The organism is Streptomyces sp. NPDC048172, assembly GCF_043202595.1.
Lineage (GTDB): Bacteria > Actinomycetota > Actinomycetes > Streptomycetales > Streptomycetaceae > Streptomyces.
The window spans coordinates 208631-222598 of record NZ_JBIDAT010000008.1 but is presented as its reverse complement, the minus strand read 5'-3'; the positions used below and the strand labels follow the sequence as shown (position 1 = coordinate 222598).

Here is a 13968-nt window from a genome sequence, read left to right as displayed (position 1 = left end):
ACTAGTATTTCGGAATGCAGAAGGGAAGCCCGCCCGGCAGGCCACCGCCGACCGGATACGATGCGCCCCCAGGAGAACGAGAGGAACGCGACGTGCCGCCGTCCCCCGAGCAGAAGACCCCGGTGCAGAAGACCAGCCCCCCGGCCGCCTCCGGCGGGGTCCAGTCCCTGGAGAGGGCCTTCGACCTCCTGGAGCGCATGGCCGACGCCGGGGGCGAGGTCGGCCTGAGCGAGCTCTCCGCCGCCAGCGGCCTGCCTCTCCCCACGATCCACCGCCTGATGCGCACCCTGGTCTCCTGCGGCTACGTCCGCCAGCAGCCCAACCGGCGGTACGCACTGGGCCCCCGCCTCATCCGCCTCGGCGAGAGCGCCTCCCGCCTCCTCGGCACCTGGGCCCGCCCGTATCTCGCACGCCTGGTCGAGGAGACCGGCGAGACCGCGAACATGGCGCTGCTCGACGGCGACGAGGTGGTCTACGTCGCGCAGGTCCCCTCCCGCCACTCCATGCGGATGTTCACCGAGGTCGGCCGCCGCGTCCTCCCCCACTCCACCGGCGTCGGCAAGGCGCTGCTCGCGCACACCCCCGACGCGCAGGTCCGCGCCCTCCTCGCCCGTACGGGCATGCCCGCGGCCACCGAGAAGACGATCACGACCCCGGACGGCTTCCTCGACGCGCTCGCCCAGGTCCGCGCGCAGGGCTACGCGACGGACGACAACGAGCAGGAGGTCGGCGTCCGCTGCATCGCCGTCTCCGTCCCGGACTCCCCCACCTCCGCCGCCCTCTCCATCTCGGGCCCGGCGGGCCGCGTCACGGACACGGCGACGGACAAGTTCGTCCCCCTCCTCCAGGAAATCGCCGCGGACCTCTCCACGGCCCTGGCGAACAACGGGACGGCGCCGTAAGCCGGTCCGGTCCGCTCAGCGCGGGGCCACCCCGAAGAGGTCGATGGCGCTGCGGACCTCGCCGAGGGGGCGGGTCAGGGCGCTGACCGAGCCGAGGGCCGCGGTCAGGAGCAGGAGGGCGCGGCGGAGGGTCTCCACGTCGAGGGCGCCGGTGCGCGCGGCGGCCTCCAGCGCGTCCAGCTCGCGCTCCGCCTCGCGGCGGTCGCGCAGGTCCGCCGGGTGCGCGTCCAGTTCGGCGCGCAGCCGGGTGACCGCGCGGCGGAGGGTCTCCACGCGCGGATCGTCCCTGTCACCCCGGGACGCCGCCATCGCGGCCGCCCCATCTCGCATTGTTTCGCTCTGCACGTTCTCCCCCACACGGGCCCACACACCGCACTCCCCACAAGTGCCCAGTTCCCCTGAGGAGTTGGTCAGACTCCAAAAGGGGTTCGCACAGTAAACGACACTCTCCGTACAGCGCGCCACACGCACGGCGGAATTCGGGAGTGTTTTGCCTCTCAGCCCCACACTCAGCCGCACACGGTCGCACGCCGGCCTCCATTGTGCGCCACATGCGGTAAGCAGGCCGTATGACCGATCTCTCCCCTTCCACGCCCCGTGTCGCCGGGCTGCTGCTCGCCGCGGGGGGCGGGCGGCGGCTGGGCGGGCGCCCCAAGGCGCTCCTGTCCCACCGGGGGCGCCCGCTGGTCGAGCACGCCGTGCGCGCCCTGCGCGAAGGCGGCTGCGCGCCCGTCCATGTGGTGCTGGGCGCGGCGGCGTACGACGTACGCGCACGGGCCGCCCTCTCCGGCGCCGTGCTCCATGACAACCCCGACTGGGCGGAGGGCATGGGGAGTTCGCTCCGTACGGGCCTCGCGGCGCTGAGCGCGGAAGGCGACGTGGGCGACGTGGACGCCGTGCTCGTCTCGCTCGTCGACCAGCCCGGTATCGGGCCAGCCGCCGTCGCGCGCGTACGGGCGGCCTGCGCGTCACGCGAGACGCTCGCGGCGGCGGCGTACGAGGGGCGGCGCGGGCACCCCGTCCTCTTCGGCGCCGCGCACTGGGCCGGAATCGCCGCCTCCGCCGAGGGGGACCAGGGCGCCCGCGCGTATCTGCGCACCCACGCCGCGGACCTCACGCTCGTCGAGTGCGGCGATGTCGCGGACCCGGCCGACATCGACACCCCGGACGATCTGGCGCTGCTGGAGCCGCAGGGCCCCGGCGGCGCGGCCGCCTGGCACGGCGGGCCACCGGAGGGCCATATTCCGGGGTGAGAGATATCTCGACGTCAACAAAGTATTGAAGTTCCACCATGAGGAAACTAATCTCCACTGATCAGAAGCGCATTCTCGGCGCGCGGGCGGCACCGCCCCGTACCGAGCGCTGCGCCCTGTCGGCGGCACCCCGTGCCGCGCGTGCCTGCACCGCCCGCAGAAGGAGTGACCCACCATGTCCGCACCAGCGCACTCGCCGGTGGCCGTCGTCGGCGTCGAGCCCGGGCAGCGCCCCGCCCGGCAGGACGAGGTTCTGACCGACGCCGCGCTCGACTTCCTGGCCGCCCTCCACCGCCGGTTCACTCCCCGCCGCGACGAGCTGCTCGCCCGGCGGGCCGAGCGCCGCGCGGAGATCGCGCGGACGAGCACGCTGGACTTCCTGCCCGAGACCGCCGACGTGCGCGGCGGCGACTGGAAGGTCGCCGACTGCCCGCCCGCGCTCCAGGACCGCCGCGTGGAGATCACCGGCCCCACCGACCGCAAGATGACGATCAACGCGCTCAACTCCGGCGCGAAGGTCTGGCTCGCCGACTTCGAGGACGCCTCGGCCCCCACCTGGGAGAACGTCATCGGCGGCCAGCTCAACCTCACCGACGCCTACGAGCGCCGCATCGACTTCACCGACCCGGCCTCCGGCAAGTCCTACGCCCTCAAGTCCGCCGCCGAGCTGGCCACCGTCGTGGCCCGCCCCCGTGGCTGGCACCTGGACGAGCGCCACCTGGAGTGCGACGGCACACCCGTTCCCGGCGGGCTGGTCGACTTCGGCCTCTACTTCTTCCACAACGCCCAGCGCCTGCTGAACCAGGGCAAGGGCCCGTACTTCTACCTGCCGAAGACCGAGTCGCACCTCGAAGCGCGGCTGTGGAACGACGTGTTCGTCTTCGCGCAGGAGTACTGCGGCATCCCGCACGGCACCGTCCGCGCCACCGTCCTCATCGAGACGATCACCGCCGCGTACGAGATGGAGGAGATCCTCTACGAGCTGCGCGACCACGCCTCCGGGCTGAACGCGGGCCGCTGGGACTACCTCTTCTCCATCGTCAAGAACTTCCGCGACGGGGGTTCGAGGTTCGTCCTGCCCGACCGCAACGCGGTGACGATGACGGCCCCGTTCATGCGCGCGTACACCGAACTCCTCGTCCGTACGTGCCACAAGCGCGGCGCGCACGCGATCGGCGGCATGGCGGCCTTCATCCCCAACCGCCGTGACCCGGAGGCGAACGCGGCGGCGCTGGAGAAGGTCAAGAACGACAAGGACCGCGAGGCCGCCGACGGCTTCGACGGCTCCTGGGTCGCGCACCCGGACCTGGTGCCGGTCGCGCGCGCCTCGTTCGACGCCGTGCTCGGCGACCGTCCGCACCAGAAGGAGCGGCTGCGCGAGGACGTCGACGTCAAGGCGGCCGACCTGATCGCGGTCGACTCGCTGGAGGCCAGCCCGACGGCCGCCGGGCTGCGCAACGCCGTCCAGGTCAGCATCCGTTACACCGAGGCGTGGCTGCGCGGCCTCGGCGCCGTCGCCATCTTCAACCTCATGGAGGACGCGGCGACCGCCGAGATCTCCCGCTCCCAGATCTGGCAGTGGATCAACGCGGGCGTCGTCCTCGACGACGGCGAGGCCGTCACCCGCGACCTCGTCCGCCGCGTCGCCGCCGAGGAACTCGCCGCGATCCGCGAGGAGACGGGCGAGTCCGCCTTCACCTCCGGCAACTGGCAGCAGGCCCACGACCTGCTGCTCCGCGTCGCCCTGGACGAGGAGTACGTCGACTTCCTGACGCTCCCCGCCTACGAACTGCTGCGCGGCTGACGGCCCCCGCCCGGCCCCGGGCCCCTGTCCAGCACACCCCTGGACAGGGGCCCGAGTCGTGGATACGGTCCCGGACCACTGATCACCGTCCTGGCCCTCGCCGCCACGCTCGCCCTCGGAGCGGGCGCGGTGCTCGCGACGACGGGAACGGCCCAGGCGGGACCGTCCGGTGACGGCGCCGGTGCCGGTGCCGGTACGGGCGCCCGTACCGGATGGCACTCCGTCGGCGACGGCACCAAGGCCGGGGTCATGGGCCGACCGGGGCGACAACGGCCCCTTCGACTCGGCGGTCTACCGGGCCGGGCCGGGCGGGTGTCGGTCGACGGCGCGGGACGCGTGAGCCTGCGTACGGAGCGGCACCCCGAGGTCGTACGGAAGTTCGCGGGCCACAAGGTCGAGGGGCTGGCCTGCGTGCCGGGAAATCCGGCGGTACGAGAACGCGGGCGGCGCGGTGACCGCCGTCGTACGGCTCTGCGGCCGCTGACGTCACATCTATTGACGCAGATTCAAACCGCCCAGTAACTTCCGAGCACCCCACCACTCCGTGCTGCTCAGGGAGCATCAATGGCGATCCGCACCCGTGCACGTCAGCTCGCGGCGGTCTCGGCGGTGGCCGCGACCGCCGCGCTCGGCCTCACCGCCCCCGCCCACGCCGCCCCCGCCGCACCGGCGCCCTCACCGGCCGCCGACCCCCTCCCCTACGTCGCCCTCGGCGACAGCTACAGCGCCGGGTCCGGCATCCTTCCCCTGGACCCCAAGGCCCCGCTGCTCTGCGCGCGTTCGAGCCTCAACTACCCCCACGTCCTCGCGCAGAAGACCGGCGCCCAGCTCAAGGACGTCACCTGCGGCGGGGCGCAGACCAAGCACTTCACCGAGTCCCAGTACCCGGGCGTGGCCCCGCAGCTGGACGCCGTGGACAAGGACACGAAGCTGGTCACGCTCACCATCGGCGGCAACGACAACAACACGTTCATCAGCGCGATCCTCGCCTGCGGCTCCGCCGGGATCGTCACGGGCGGCCAGGGCAACCCGTGCGAGAAGCTGTACGGCGACAAGTTCACCGACGCCATCGACGCCAAGACGTACCCGGCGCTCAAGTCCTCGCTCGACGCGATCAAGGCCAAGGCGCCGAACGCCCGTATCGGCATCCTCGGCTACCCCTGGATCGTGCCCGCCAAGGCCCAGCCGGGCTGCTTCGCGAAGATGCCGATAGCCGACGGCGACGTCCCGTACCTCCGGAACCTCCAGTCCCACCTGAACGGCGCGATCGAGAAGGCCGCCGAGGAGACCGGTACGACGTACGTCGACATGGCCGCCGCCTCCGAGGGCCACGACGCCTGCCAGCCCCAGGGCACCCGCTGGATCGAACCCGTCTTGTTCGGCACGGACTTCGTGCCCGTGCACCCCAACGCGCTCGGCGAGTCCAAGATGGCGGACCAGGCGGCGAACGCGCTCGTCCGCTGACCCGCCGCTACTGTGCGGAGCCCTTGTCGAAGGTGATCCTGTCCGCTCCGTCGGCGAGCCGGAGAGTACGGCCGTCGGCGGAGACGGAGAGGCGGTTGTCGCCGGAGAGGGTGCCGAGGAACTTCTTCTGGAAGGCGGTGCTCTCGTCGTCGAGGCACGCCTCCATCGTCATCGTGTAGCCGGAGACGCGCATGCGCTCCTTGTCGAGCGCGGCCGTGCCCCAGAAGCGGTTGCAGCCGCCCCGGCCGTCGATCTTCCCGCCGCCCCGCCGGGCGGTGGCGGCGCTGAGCTCCATCTCGACGCCCTCGGGGGCCGGATACGTCCTGCCGTCCACCGTGACGCTCCTCGCCTCCCAGGGCACGTTGGTGACGGCCAGCGACCGGCGCCCCTCGCCCGTGTCCGTGCCTGTGCCCGTACCGCAGGCGGTGAGTACGAGGAGGGCGAGGGCGTACGGGGCCGCGTGCGTGGGCTTCATGCGGATGGGACGTACGCACAAAAATCCGGTTCCGGTGCAGGGAGGGGCTTGTTAGCGTGACCGGATGGTCGCGATCGGGGCACGGGACGTAGGACGGATGGGGTTCGGGGCCATGCGGCTCCCGGCGGATACGGACGCGGAGCGTGAGAGCTCCCTCGCCGTCGTACGGCGGGCCGTGGAGCTCGGCGTCACGCTGCTCGACACCGCGTATCTCTACGGAGGCGGGGCGAACGAGGAGCTGCTGGCCGAGGCCCTGCACCCGTACCCCGAAGAGCTGCTGATCACCACCAAGGTCGGCCTCGCGCCCTCCGGGCCCGGCGAGGAGTGGAAGATCGACGGGCGCCCCGAGATCCTGCGCGAGCAGGTCGACGGCGCCCTGGTCAGGCTGCGCGTCGACCGCCTCGAACTGCTCCAGCTGCACCGTATCGACCCGGAAATCCCCCTCGCCGAACAGCTCGGCACGCTCCGCGAGTTGCGGGACGCGGGGAAGATCGCGCACATCGGGGTCTCCGAGGTGACCGTCGAGCAGCTCGCCGAGGCGCGGGCGGTGGTCGACATCGCGAGCGTGCAGAACCGCTACAGCATGCTGGACCGCGAGCACGACCCGGTGCTGGACGCCTGCGAAGCCGCCGGCATCGCGTTCCTGCCGTGGCGCCCGGTCGCGCCCGCGACGACGGCTGACGACAAGGAGATCCGCGCCGTCGCTGCCGAACTCGGCGCCACCCCCACGCAGCTCGCCCTCGCCTGGCTGCTGGACCGCTCCCCCGTCGTCCTGCCGATCCCCGGCACCACACGGATCGCCCACCTGGAGGAGAACGTCGCCGCGGCCGGTCTCCGCCTGACGGACGCCCACCGCGACCGGCTCGACCACCTGACCGCCTGACCGCCGTCCCCCCGTGCGAGGATCCCTGGCAGACGGCACTGGCAGACGGCACTGGTGCGAACGGGGAGGACGACGACGATGTACGCGATACCGCTCGGCGAGGACGGCGCGGAGCTGCGCCCGCTCGAACCGTGGCAGGCCGAGGAGTTCCTGGGCCACATGAACCGCGGCCGCGAGTTCATCGGCGCCCGCAACCCGCTCCCCGACATCGTCACGGACCTGGAGTCCAGCCGCGCCTACCTCCAGGCGTACGCCGACAAGGCGGCCTCCGACTCCGGCCGTATCTGCGGCATCTGGAACGACGGCAAGCTGGTCGGCGCCGTCATCCTCCGCACCATGGACGTCGCCCAGGGCACCGCCGAGGCGGGCTGCTGGCTGGAGCCCTCGGCCGTCGGCAGGGGCCTGGTCACCCAGGCCGTACGCGTCCTCATCGACTGGGCCGTCGAGGAGCGCGGCATCCACCGCGTGGAATGGATCGTCGCCTCCACGAACGGCCCCAGCATCGCCGTCGCCCGCCGCCTCGGCATGACCAAGGACGGCGTCCTCCGCGAAAGCGACCCGCACCGCGGCGAACGCCTCGACATGGAGGTCTGGTCCGTCCTGGCCCCCGAATGGCGCGCGAACCCCCACCCGATCTCCTGACGAACGGCCTCCTGACGAACGGCCTCCTGACAACCGGCCCCGCTACGTCAGCACGGCCCCCAGCGCGACAAAGCCGCAGATCAGGGCGGCCAGGAGGGCGAGCAGGGGCCAGACGAAGCGGAGGTACTTGTCGTAGCCGACCTTCGCGAGGGAGACGCCGCCCATGATGACCGCCGTCGTCGGGACCCAGAGGTTCATCCAGCCGCTGGCGGCGGCCCAGGCGGTGACGACGACGGCGCGGGAGACGTTCGCGAAGTCGGCGAGGGGGGCCAGGATCGGCATCGCGAGGGTGGCGTGGCCGGAGGTGGAGGGGATCAGGAAGGCGAGGGGGAGGTTGACGGCGAAGACCATGATGCCGAAGAGCGCCGAGGGGGTGCCGGAGACGACGCCCTCGATGGAGTGCAGGACGGTGTCCGTGATCTTCGCGTTGTTCATCAGGACCGTGACGCCGCGCGCGAGGACGATCACGAGGGCCGGGGAGATGAAGTCGGCGGCGCCCTGCACGACCGTCGAGGAGATCTTGTCCTCGCCCATCCGCGTCAGCAGGCCCACCAGGACGGCGGCGCAGAGGAAGAGGGCCGCGAGGTGGGGGAAGGACCAGCCGAGTTCCCAGCTGTACGGGGCGGCGTCGGCGTCGCCCGTGAGGGCGCTGGCCCAGGGGATCACCGAGAAGATCATGAAGGCGAAGACGAGCCCGACGGTGCCGAGGACCAGCTTGTGCAGGCCAGTGAGCGGCGCCGGTTCCGCCGCGTGCCGGGCCTGCTCCTGGTCGCCGGGGCGGAAGCCGGAGAGGGAGCGCGAGGGGTCGGCGCGCACGCGGCGCGCGTAGCGGACGACGTACGCGGTCGTGACGCCGGTGAGCACGATCCACATCACGGCGCGCAGCGCGATCCCGTCGCCCAGCGAGATGTCGGCGGCGGACGAGGCGACGCCCGTCGCGAAGGGGTTGACCGTCGAGCACAGGACGCCGATGCCCGAGCCGAGGATGATGGCGCCGGTCGCGACCATACGGTCGAAGCCGAGCGCCAGCATCAACGGGACGATCAGGCCGTAGAAGCCGAGCGTCTCCTCGGCGAAGCCCTCGACCGTACCGAGCAGCGAGAAGACGGCCATCACGCCGACGATGAGCAGCGCGCCCCGGTCCCGCAGCCGGTGGGCGAGGCGGGCGATGCCCCGGTCCATGGCGCCGGTCGCGAAGACGACGGTGATGAAGGCGCCGATGGCGAGGACGAAGAGGAAGACGCCCGCGCTGCCGTAGAGTTCGCCGACCTTGTCGGGCCCGACCTGGCCGGTCTTGCTGTCCTGGACTCCGTAGAGCCCGTTGACCGGGGAGAGGAAGAGGTCGGTGAGGCGGTCGAGGAAGCTGAGGCCGGAGTCCTCGCGGTGGTACGTGCCCTGGACGGGGGCGCCGTCGGCGTTCCGCTTGTAGGCGCCGGAGGGGACGACGAAGGCGAGGATCCAGACCGCCAGCGTGACCATGACGAGGACGGTCAGGGCGCTGGGGAAGTGGAGTTTCCTTTTGCCGTCCGTGTCCTCGGGGGCCGTGCTCATGAACCGCTCCCCCGGGTGCCGGATCCGTACGCCGCCGCGTACTCGCTCAGGAAGACCGCCTCCGCCAGCACCGCCGCGCGCAGCTCGGAGTAGAGCACGCGTTCGTTCGGGCCGTGCAGCCCCGACATGTTGTCCTCGGCGCCGAAGAGCAGGACCTCGGCCTCGGGGACGGCGCGCGCGAGGCCGTTGACGAGGGGGATCGAGCCGCCGGTCGCCGCGTGCACGGGCTCGCTGCCCCAGGCGCGGCGCAGCGCGGTGGTGGCGGCGCGGTACGCGGGACCGCCCGTGCGGGCCTCGAAGCCGGGGCCCGCGTCGCCGGGCGTGACGGTGAGCGGGACGCCGAACGGACGCTGGGCCTCCAGATGCCGGACGAGGGCCCGCATCGCCTCGGCCGGGTCCTGCTGGGGGTGGACGCGGAGGTTGAGCTTCGCGCGGGCGTACGGGACGACGGCGGAGGCGCCCTGGTCGACGGAGGGCGCGTCGACGCCGATGACGGTGATCGCGGGGCCGCTCCACAGCCGTTCGCCGAGCCCGCCGGTGCCGACGAGGGGCATGCCGTCGAGGACGCCGCCGAGCGCGCGGAACTCCTCGTCGGTGTAGGCCGTGCCGTCCCAGGGCTCGCGGCGCAGCCCCTCGACGGCGACGTCACCGTGTGCGTCGTGCAGCGTGGCGAGGGCCTGGACGAGGGCGAGCAGCGCGTCGGGCGCGGCGCCGCCGTACTCGCCGCTGTGCACCGCGTCCTTCAGCGTCCGTACCTCGACGGTGAGTTCGGCGACGCCGCGCAGCGCCGTGGTGAGGGTGGGGGTGCCGGGGCGGAGGTTGCCGGTGTCGGCGATGACCATGGCGTCGCAGGCGAAGCGCGCGGGGTCGGTGGGCGGATAGTCGTCGAACGGGCTCCCGTACTCCTCCTGGCCCTCGAACGCGATACGGATCCCCGTCGGCGGCCGTCCGCCGAACGCCCGCAGGGCCCCGAGGTGGACGATCAGATTCGCCTTGCAGTCCGCCACGCCCCGCGCCCGCAGCCCGAGCCCGTCCTCGGTCTCGGTCGGCTCGAACGGCGGCGACCGCCACAGCGACTCGTCGCCGGGCGGCTGGACGTCGTAGTGCGCGTAGAGCAGCACGGTCGGGTCCCGCGGGCCGGGCGGGGCGATGTGCCCGGTGATGACGGGCGCGGTGCCGGGGAGGACGAGGTCCTCGGTGGCCGTCACGCCCGCGTCCCGCAGCAGACCGGTCATCAGCTCGTGCGCCTCGCGCACGGGTTCGGGCGGATAGCCGGGGAAGGCGATCGAGGGGATGGCGGTGAGCCGTCTGAGATCCGCGACCAGCCCGTCCATCAGCCCGTCGACGACGGCTTCCATGTCTTGACTGCCCATCCCACTCCTCGACCCCTGTTGCGCACACACCGGAGGCGTGGAGCATAACGGGCACAAGGCGCTTAACGGGCGTAGCGGCGCCGAGGTCAGACGGTCGGTCAGACCACGCGCACCCCATGGCGGACGATCGCGTCGAAGAGGTAGCCCTGTTCGTTGAAGACCGTCCCGACGGGCTGGCGGGTGCCGTCGCTGTCCGTCGTACGGGCCAGGAGCGCGGCGGGGCCCGGGTGGCGGGGGCGCCAGGGGAGGGACCAGCGGACCCAGTCGGCGGTGCGCGGGTCGTCGTGCAGGCGGGCGCGCGCCCAGGAGCTCGCGCCCCAGCCCCTGCCCCCGCCCCCGCCCCCGGTCTCCGTGCGGACGTGGACCGCCGTGACCCGCCCCCGGCCCGACCAGGCGCGGCCCGTGAGGTGGTGGGTGCGGCCCGCGCGCAGCTCGGCGCCCTCGGGCAGTTCGAACGCGGACTTGAGGGTCTGGCGGGTGAGCGGCGCGCTGCCCTCCGGGGAGGGGTAGGCGGGGCCGAAGAGGCGGTAGAAGTCCGTGTTCCAGGGCGAGGCGAGCGGCCGGTCGGCGACCTCGATGTCCCCCACCCACTTCACCGAGGCGACGCCGACCCAGCCGGGGACCAGGACGCGCACCGGGTACCCGTGGTCGTACGGCAGGGGCTCGCCGTTCATCTCGTACGCGAGCAGCACGTCGTCCATGGCCTTGCCGATGGGGAGCGGGCGGCGGACGTGGCCCAGGTTCTCGCCGTCGGAGACGAACGCGGCGTCGAGGCCGGTGGGTTGGACGTCCACCGCCTCGGGACGTACGCCCGCCAGGCGCAGCACGTCCGAGAGGCGCGCGCCGCGCCAGCGCGCGCTGCCGATCGCGCCGAGGCGCCAGGCCGTTCCGGTCACGGCCTGGCCCTGCTGGCTGTCGAAGAAGCTGCGGCCGTTGCCCGCGCACTCCAGGAACGCCGACCGTTCGACGGCGGGCAGCGCCTTCAGCTCGGCCAGGGTGAACGCGCGCGGCGCGGCGACCCCGCTGCCCCGGATCCGCAGCCGCCAGGTGCGCGCGTCGAGGCGGGGCGTGGCGGTGTGGTTCCGTACGAAGAACCGGTCGAGCGGGGTGTGGAAGCCGGTGCCGCGCAGCGCCTCGAACCGCGTCTCGGCGTTGGTGCCGCGCACCGTGAACAGCTCGGGCGGGAGCGGCTTGACGATCCCCGGGGCGGGTGCGGCGGACGCCCGGTGAGCGGCACCGAGAACGCCGACGGCGCCAATGCCCGTGGCCGCGAACAGCTTGACCGCGTGACGTCGCGTGTAGGGACTGGACATGCCGTTCATCCTCCGGCGGGGGCCGGGTGAACGCCATTTCAGGCGTACGAAATGGGTGTGAACGCGCCCCTCGCGGGTGACCGGTTCCGCGCCCCTCGTAATGTGCGTCCATGAGCGATCACACGGAGGACGCGGTAAAGGACGCGGTAGCGGTGGCGACCCGGCTGGCCGACGAGGTGCTCTTCCCTCGCGCGACAGCGGTGGACACCGGAGAGCGGAACCTGACGGAGAACCTGGACGTGCTCGCCGAGCACCGCTTCTACGGCGGGGTCCTGCCGGTGGAGGCGGGCGGCCTGGGCGTCGATCTGCCCACCGCCGCGCTGCTGGGGGAGATCCTGGCGGGCGGCTGCCTCAGTACGACGCTGACGCTCGGTCAGCACCAGGGCATCACGGGCGTGGTGGCGGGCAAGGGCAGCGCGGAGCAGCGCGAGCGCTGGCTGCCGGGGCTGGTGAGCGGCAAGATCCGCAGCGGCGCCGCCTTCACGGGGGCGATCCCCGGGCCGCCGCGGCTGACGGTGCGTGAGGCGCCGGACGGCGGCGGCTACGTGCTCAACGGTACGGCCCCGTGGGTCAGCGGCTGGGGCATGGTGCACGTACTGGGAACGGCCGCGCGCGACGCCGACGACAACATCGCCTGGCTCCTGGTGGACGCCGAGGAGTCCGCCACCCTGCGCGTGGTTCCCCAGCACATGCTGGCGGCCGACGCGACGCGCACGGTCACCGTCGACTTCACCGACCACCCCGTGCCCGCCGATCGGCTTATCACGGTGGGCACCCAGGCCGAGCACGCGGCGGGCGAGCCCGTCACCAAGCGGCTCAACGGCTCCCTGGTGCTGGGCGTGGCCCGGCGCGCCGTCCTCCTGCTCGACGACCCGGCGTGGACGGCGGAGCTGGACGCCTGCCGCGCGGACCTGGACGCGATGGAGGACATCGACGCGGCGCGGGCGCGGGCGGGCGAGTTCGCGGTACGCGCGGCGACGGCGACCGTGGTCAAGGGAGCGGGGCGCGGCGTCCTGACGGACGCCACGCCCCAGAGGCTGTTGCGCGAGGCGGGCCTGATGCTGGTCTTCAGCTCCCGGCCCGCGATCCAGGCGGACCTGCTGCGACGGCTGAGCAGGCCCTGAGCCCGGCTGACCTGTTGACCGGTAGACCGGCTGACGGCTAGGAGTGGTCCTCGACGATGCTGACGGCGATGCCGTCCTTGATCTGCACCTTCGCCGAGACGCCCTTCTTCGACGCCGCCTCCAGCTCGGCCTCGGTGCACTTCGTGGCCGCCTGGCCCTCGGCGTCGCCGCAGATCTCGCCGGCGCCCTGGATGTCCGTGTCCGTGGACGTGAAGAACTGCTGCTCCACGCCCTTCATGTCGGACACCGTGTACTTCCCGGGGGCCAGGTAGGCGACGTTGCCGAACCAGGTGCCGTTGACGCCCTTCTTGCCGCCGCCCCCGTTGCCACCACCGGTGCTGCCGCCGTTGCCGGAACCGCCGGTGCCGCCGTTGCCGCCGGAGCCGCCGCTGCTGGAGTGGTCCTCGACGACGCTGACGGCGATGCCGTCCTTGATCTGCACCTTCGCCGAGACGCCCTTCTTCGACGCCGCCTCCAGCTGGGCCTCGGTGCACTTCGTGGCCGCCTGGCCGTTGGCGTCGCCGCAGATCTTCCCCGCGCCCTGGATGTTCGTGTCCGTCGAGGTGAAGAACTGCTGCTTCGTGCCCTTCATGTCACTGACCGTGTACTTGCCCGGGGCCAGGTACTCGACGTTCCCGAACCACGTTCCGTTGACGCCCTTCTTGCCCCCCTTGCCGGAACGTGCCTGCGCGTCGCCGCCCCCACCGCCCGACTGCTCCTTCGAGGCGTTGGAGGAGTCCGAGGAGGAGGAGCCTCCCGACTTCTTGCCGTCCGAGTCACCGCCGCTGTCCTGGCAGGCGGTGAGCAGAGCGGTGCTGGCCAGGAGGGCGACGGTGGCGAGGGCGGTCTTGCGGTAGGACGTACGAAGCATGGTCGGGATCCCCCTGGATCAGGTGTGTCATGAGCGCTTGCTTGGTCGATCATCATCTTGATCCACGCCATGACCTCGGGGGAAGGGCGGTTACGAACCGATGACACACCCACCGTCGGGACGGGACACCTGGTACCGGTTACGCCGTGTCCGGCGGGCTGCTGGACAGGGGCTGCCCCTGCCTGCATGTCGCAGACTGCGGGCTGGGGGTGGTCGCTCGCGCAGTTCCCCGCGCCCCTGAGGCCTCAGGGGCGCGGGGAACGGCGCGCCAACCCCCCACCCCACCCCCCCCCCGCCACACCAGGCACCGGGC

The 13968-nt window shown here is 72.5% G+C and carries 13 protein-coding genes; 7 read left to right on the top strand and 6 right to left on the bottom strand.

The window, feature by feature from the left end; genetic code table 11:
- Positions 1 to 92: 92 nt before the first annotated feature.
- Positions 93 to 902, top strand: a complete 810-nt coding sequence (locus ACGF3A_RS32825; RefSeq protein WP_393734060.1) for an IclR family transcriptional regulator — start codon at positions 93 to 95, stop codon at positions 900 to 902.
- A 15-nt stretch (positions 903 to 917) separates the two neighbouring features.
- On the opposite strand, the gene ACGF3A_RS32820 is transcribed toward ACGF3A_RS32825, so the two are convergent.
- Positions 918 to 1211, bottom strand: coding sequence for a DUF5955 family protein (locus tag ACGF3A_RS32820; RefSeq protein ID WP_393734059.1), 294 nt, complete (start codon positions 1209 to 1211; stop codon positions 918 to 920).
- A 260-nt stretch (positions 1212 to 1471) separates the two neighbouring features.
- Here ACGF3A_RS32820 and ACGF3A_RS32815 point away from each other — a divergent pair, with 260 nt between their 5' ends.
- The 3 genes from ACGF3A_RS32815 (at position 1472) to ACGF3A_RS32805 (ending at position 5423) form a co-directional block, all read left to right on the top strand.
- Entirely contained in the window at positions 1472 to 2155 is a 684-nt protein-coding gene (locus ACGF3A_RS32815) for an NTP transferase domain-containing protein (protein ID WP_393734058.1), read from the top strand.
- Positions 2156 to 2330: 175 nt separating this feature from the next.
- The gene (gene aceB / locus ACGF3A_RS32810) at positions 2331 to 3959 is read left to right on the top strand and encodes a malate synthase A (protein WP_393734057.1); all 1629 of its coding nucleotides are present in this window, start codon (positions 2331 to 2333) and stop codon (positions 3957 to 3959) included.
- Positions 3960 to 4523: 564 nt separating this feature from the next.
- Positions 4524 to 5423, top strand: a complete 900-nt coding sequence (locus ACGF3A_RS32805) for an SGNH/GDSL hydrolase family protein (protein ID WP_393734056.1) — start codon at positions 4524 to 4526, stop codon at positions 5421 to 5423.
- 7 nt (positions 5424 to 5430) lie between these two features.
- On the opposite strand, the gene ACGF3A_RS32800 is transcribed toward ACGF3A_RS32805, so the two are convergent.
- Positions 5431 to 5898, bottom strand: a complete 468-nt coding sequence (locus ACGF3A_RS32800) for an META domain-containing protein (RefSeq protein ID WP_393734055.1) — start codon at positions 5896 to 5898, stop codon at positions 5431 to 5433.
- A gap of 64 nt (positions 5899 to 5962) precedes the next feature.
- On the opposite strand from ACGF3A_RS32800, the gene ACGF3A_RS32795 reads away from it, so the two are divergent.
- Positions 5963 to 6781 (top strand): aldo/keto reductase, encoded by an 819-nt coding sequence (locus ACGF3A_RS32795; protein WP_393734054.1) that lies wholly within the window; start codon positions 5963 to 5965, stop codon positions 6779 to 6781.
- A 78-nt stretch (positions 6782 to 6859) separates the two neighbouring features.
- The gene (locus tag ACGF3A_RS32790; RefSeq protein ID WP_393734052.1) at positions 6860 to 7423 is read left to right on the top strand and encodes a GNAT family N-acetyltransferase; all 564 of its coding nucleotides are present in this window, start codon (positions 6860 to 6862) and stop codon (positions 7421 to 7423) included.
- 42 nt (positions 7424 to 7465) lie between these two features.
- Here the strand turns inward: ACGF3A_RS32790 and ACGF3A_RS32785 are convergent, their stop codons facing one another.
- The 3 genes from ACGF3A_RS32785 to ACGF3A_RS32775 all read right to left on the bottom strand — a co-directional run bounded on the left by ACGF3A_RS32785 (position 7466) and on the right by ACGF3A_RS32775 (position 11660).
- A complete protein-coding gene (locus tag ACGF3A_RS32785; protein ID WP_393734051.1) occupies positions 7466 to 8974 on the bottom strand; it encodes a YfcC family protein in 1509 nt (502 codons plus the stop codon).
- The gene (locus ACGF3A_RS32780) at positions 8971 to 10347 is read right to left on the bottom strand and encodes a M20/M25/M40 family metallo-hydrolase (protein WP_393734050.1); all 1377 of its coding nucleotides are present in this window, start codon (positions 10345 to 10347) and stop codon (positions 8971 to 8973) included. Before ACGF3A_RS32780 ends, ACGF3A_RS32785 begins: the two co-directional genes overlap by 4 nt.
- A 98-nt stretch (positions 10348 to 10445) precedes the next feature.
- Positions 10446 to 11660, bottom strand: coding sequence for a sulfite oxidase (locus tag ACGF3A_RS32775; RefSeq protein ID WP_393734049.1), 1215 nt, complete (start codon positions 11658 to 11660; stop codon positions 10446 to 10448).
- Between the two features lie 110 nt (positions 11661 to 11770).
- Here ACGF3A_RS32775 and ACGF3A_RS32770 point away from each other — a divergent pair, with 110 nt between their 5' ends.
- The gene (locus ACGF3A_RS32770) at positions 11771 to 12784 is read left to right on the top strand and encodes an acyl-CoA dehydrogenase family protein (RefSeq protein WP_393734048.1); all 1014 of its coding nucleotides are present in this window, start codon (positions 11771 to 11773) and stop codon (positions 12782 to 12784) included.
- Positions 12785 to 12821: 37 nt separating this feature from the next.
- Here the strand turns inward: ACGF3A_RS32770 and ACGF3A_RS32765 are convergent, their stop codons facing one another.
- On the bottom strand, positions 12822 to 13655 hold the full coding sequence (locus ACGF3A_RS32765) for a hypothetical protein (protein WP_393734047.1): 834 nt from the start codon (positions 13653 to 13655) through the stop codon (positions 12822 to 12824).
- Positions 13656 to 13968: the final 313 nt, after the last annotated feature.

Excerpts from the sequence above, each read along its gene's own strand:
- ACGF3A_RS32820 (WP_393734059.1), bottom strand. The coding sequence starts at position 1,211 with ATGGCGGCGTCCCGGGGTGACAGGGACGATCCGCGCGTGGAGACCCTC.
- ACGF3A_RS32815 (WP_393734058.1), top strand. The coding sequence starts at position 1,472 with ATGACCGATCTCTCCCCTTCCACGCCCCGTGTCGCCGGGCTGCTGCTC.
- aceB (WP_393734057.1), top strand. The coding sequence starts at position 2,331 with ATGTCCGCACCAGCGCACTCGCCGGTGGCCGTCGTCGGCGTCGAGCCC.
- ACGF3A_RS32805 (WP_393734056.1), top strand. The coding sequence starts at position 4,524 with ATGGCGATCCGCACCCGTGCACGTCAGCTCGCGGCGGTCTCGGCGGTG.
- ACGF3A_RS32800 (WP_393734055.1), bottom strand. The coding sequence starts at position 5,898 with ATGAAGCCCACGCACGCGGCCCCGTACGCCCTCGCCCTCCTCGTACTC.
- ACGF3A_RS32795 (WP_393734054.1), top strand. The coding sequence starts at position 5,963 with ATGGTCGCGATCGGGGCACGGGACGTAGGACGGATGGGGTTCGGGGCC.
- ACGF3A_RS32790 (WP_393734052.1), top strand. The coding sequence starts at position 6,860 with ATGTACGCGATACCGCTCGGCGAGGACGGCGCGGAGCTGCGCCCGCTC.
- ACGF3A_RS32785 (WP_393734051.1), bottom strand. The coding sequence starts at position 8,974 with ATGAGCACGGCCCCCGAGGACACGGACGGCAAAAGGAAACTCCACTTC.
- ACGF3A_RS32780 (WP_393734050.1), bottom strand. The coding sequence starts at position 10,347 with ATGGGCAGTCAAGACATGGAAGCCGTCGTCGACGGGCTGATGGACGGG.
- ACGF3A_RS32775 (WP_393734049.1), bottom strand. The coding sequence starts at position 11,660 with ATGTCCAGTCCCTACACGCGACGTCACGCGGTCAAGCTGTTCGCGGCC.
- ACGF3A_RS32770 (WP_393734048.1), top strand. The coding sequence starts at position 11,771 with ATGAGCGATCACACGGAGGACGCGGTAAAGGACGCGGTAGCGGTGGCG.
- ACGF3A_RS32765 (WP_393734047.1), bottom strand. The coding sequence starts at position 13,655 with ATGCTTCGTACGTCCTACCGCAAGACCGCCCTCGCCACCGTCGCCCTC.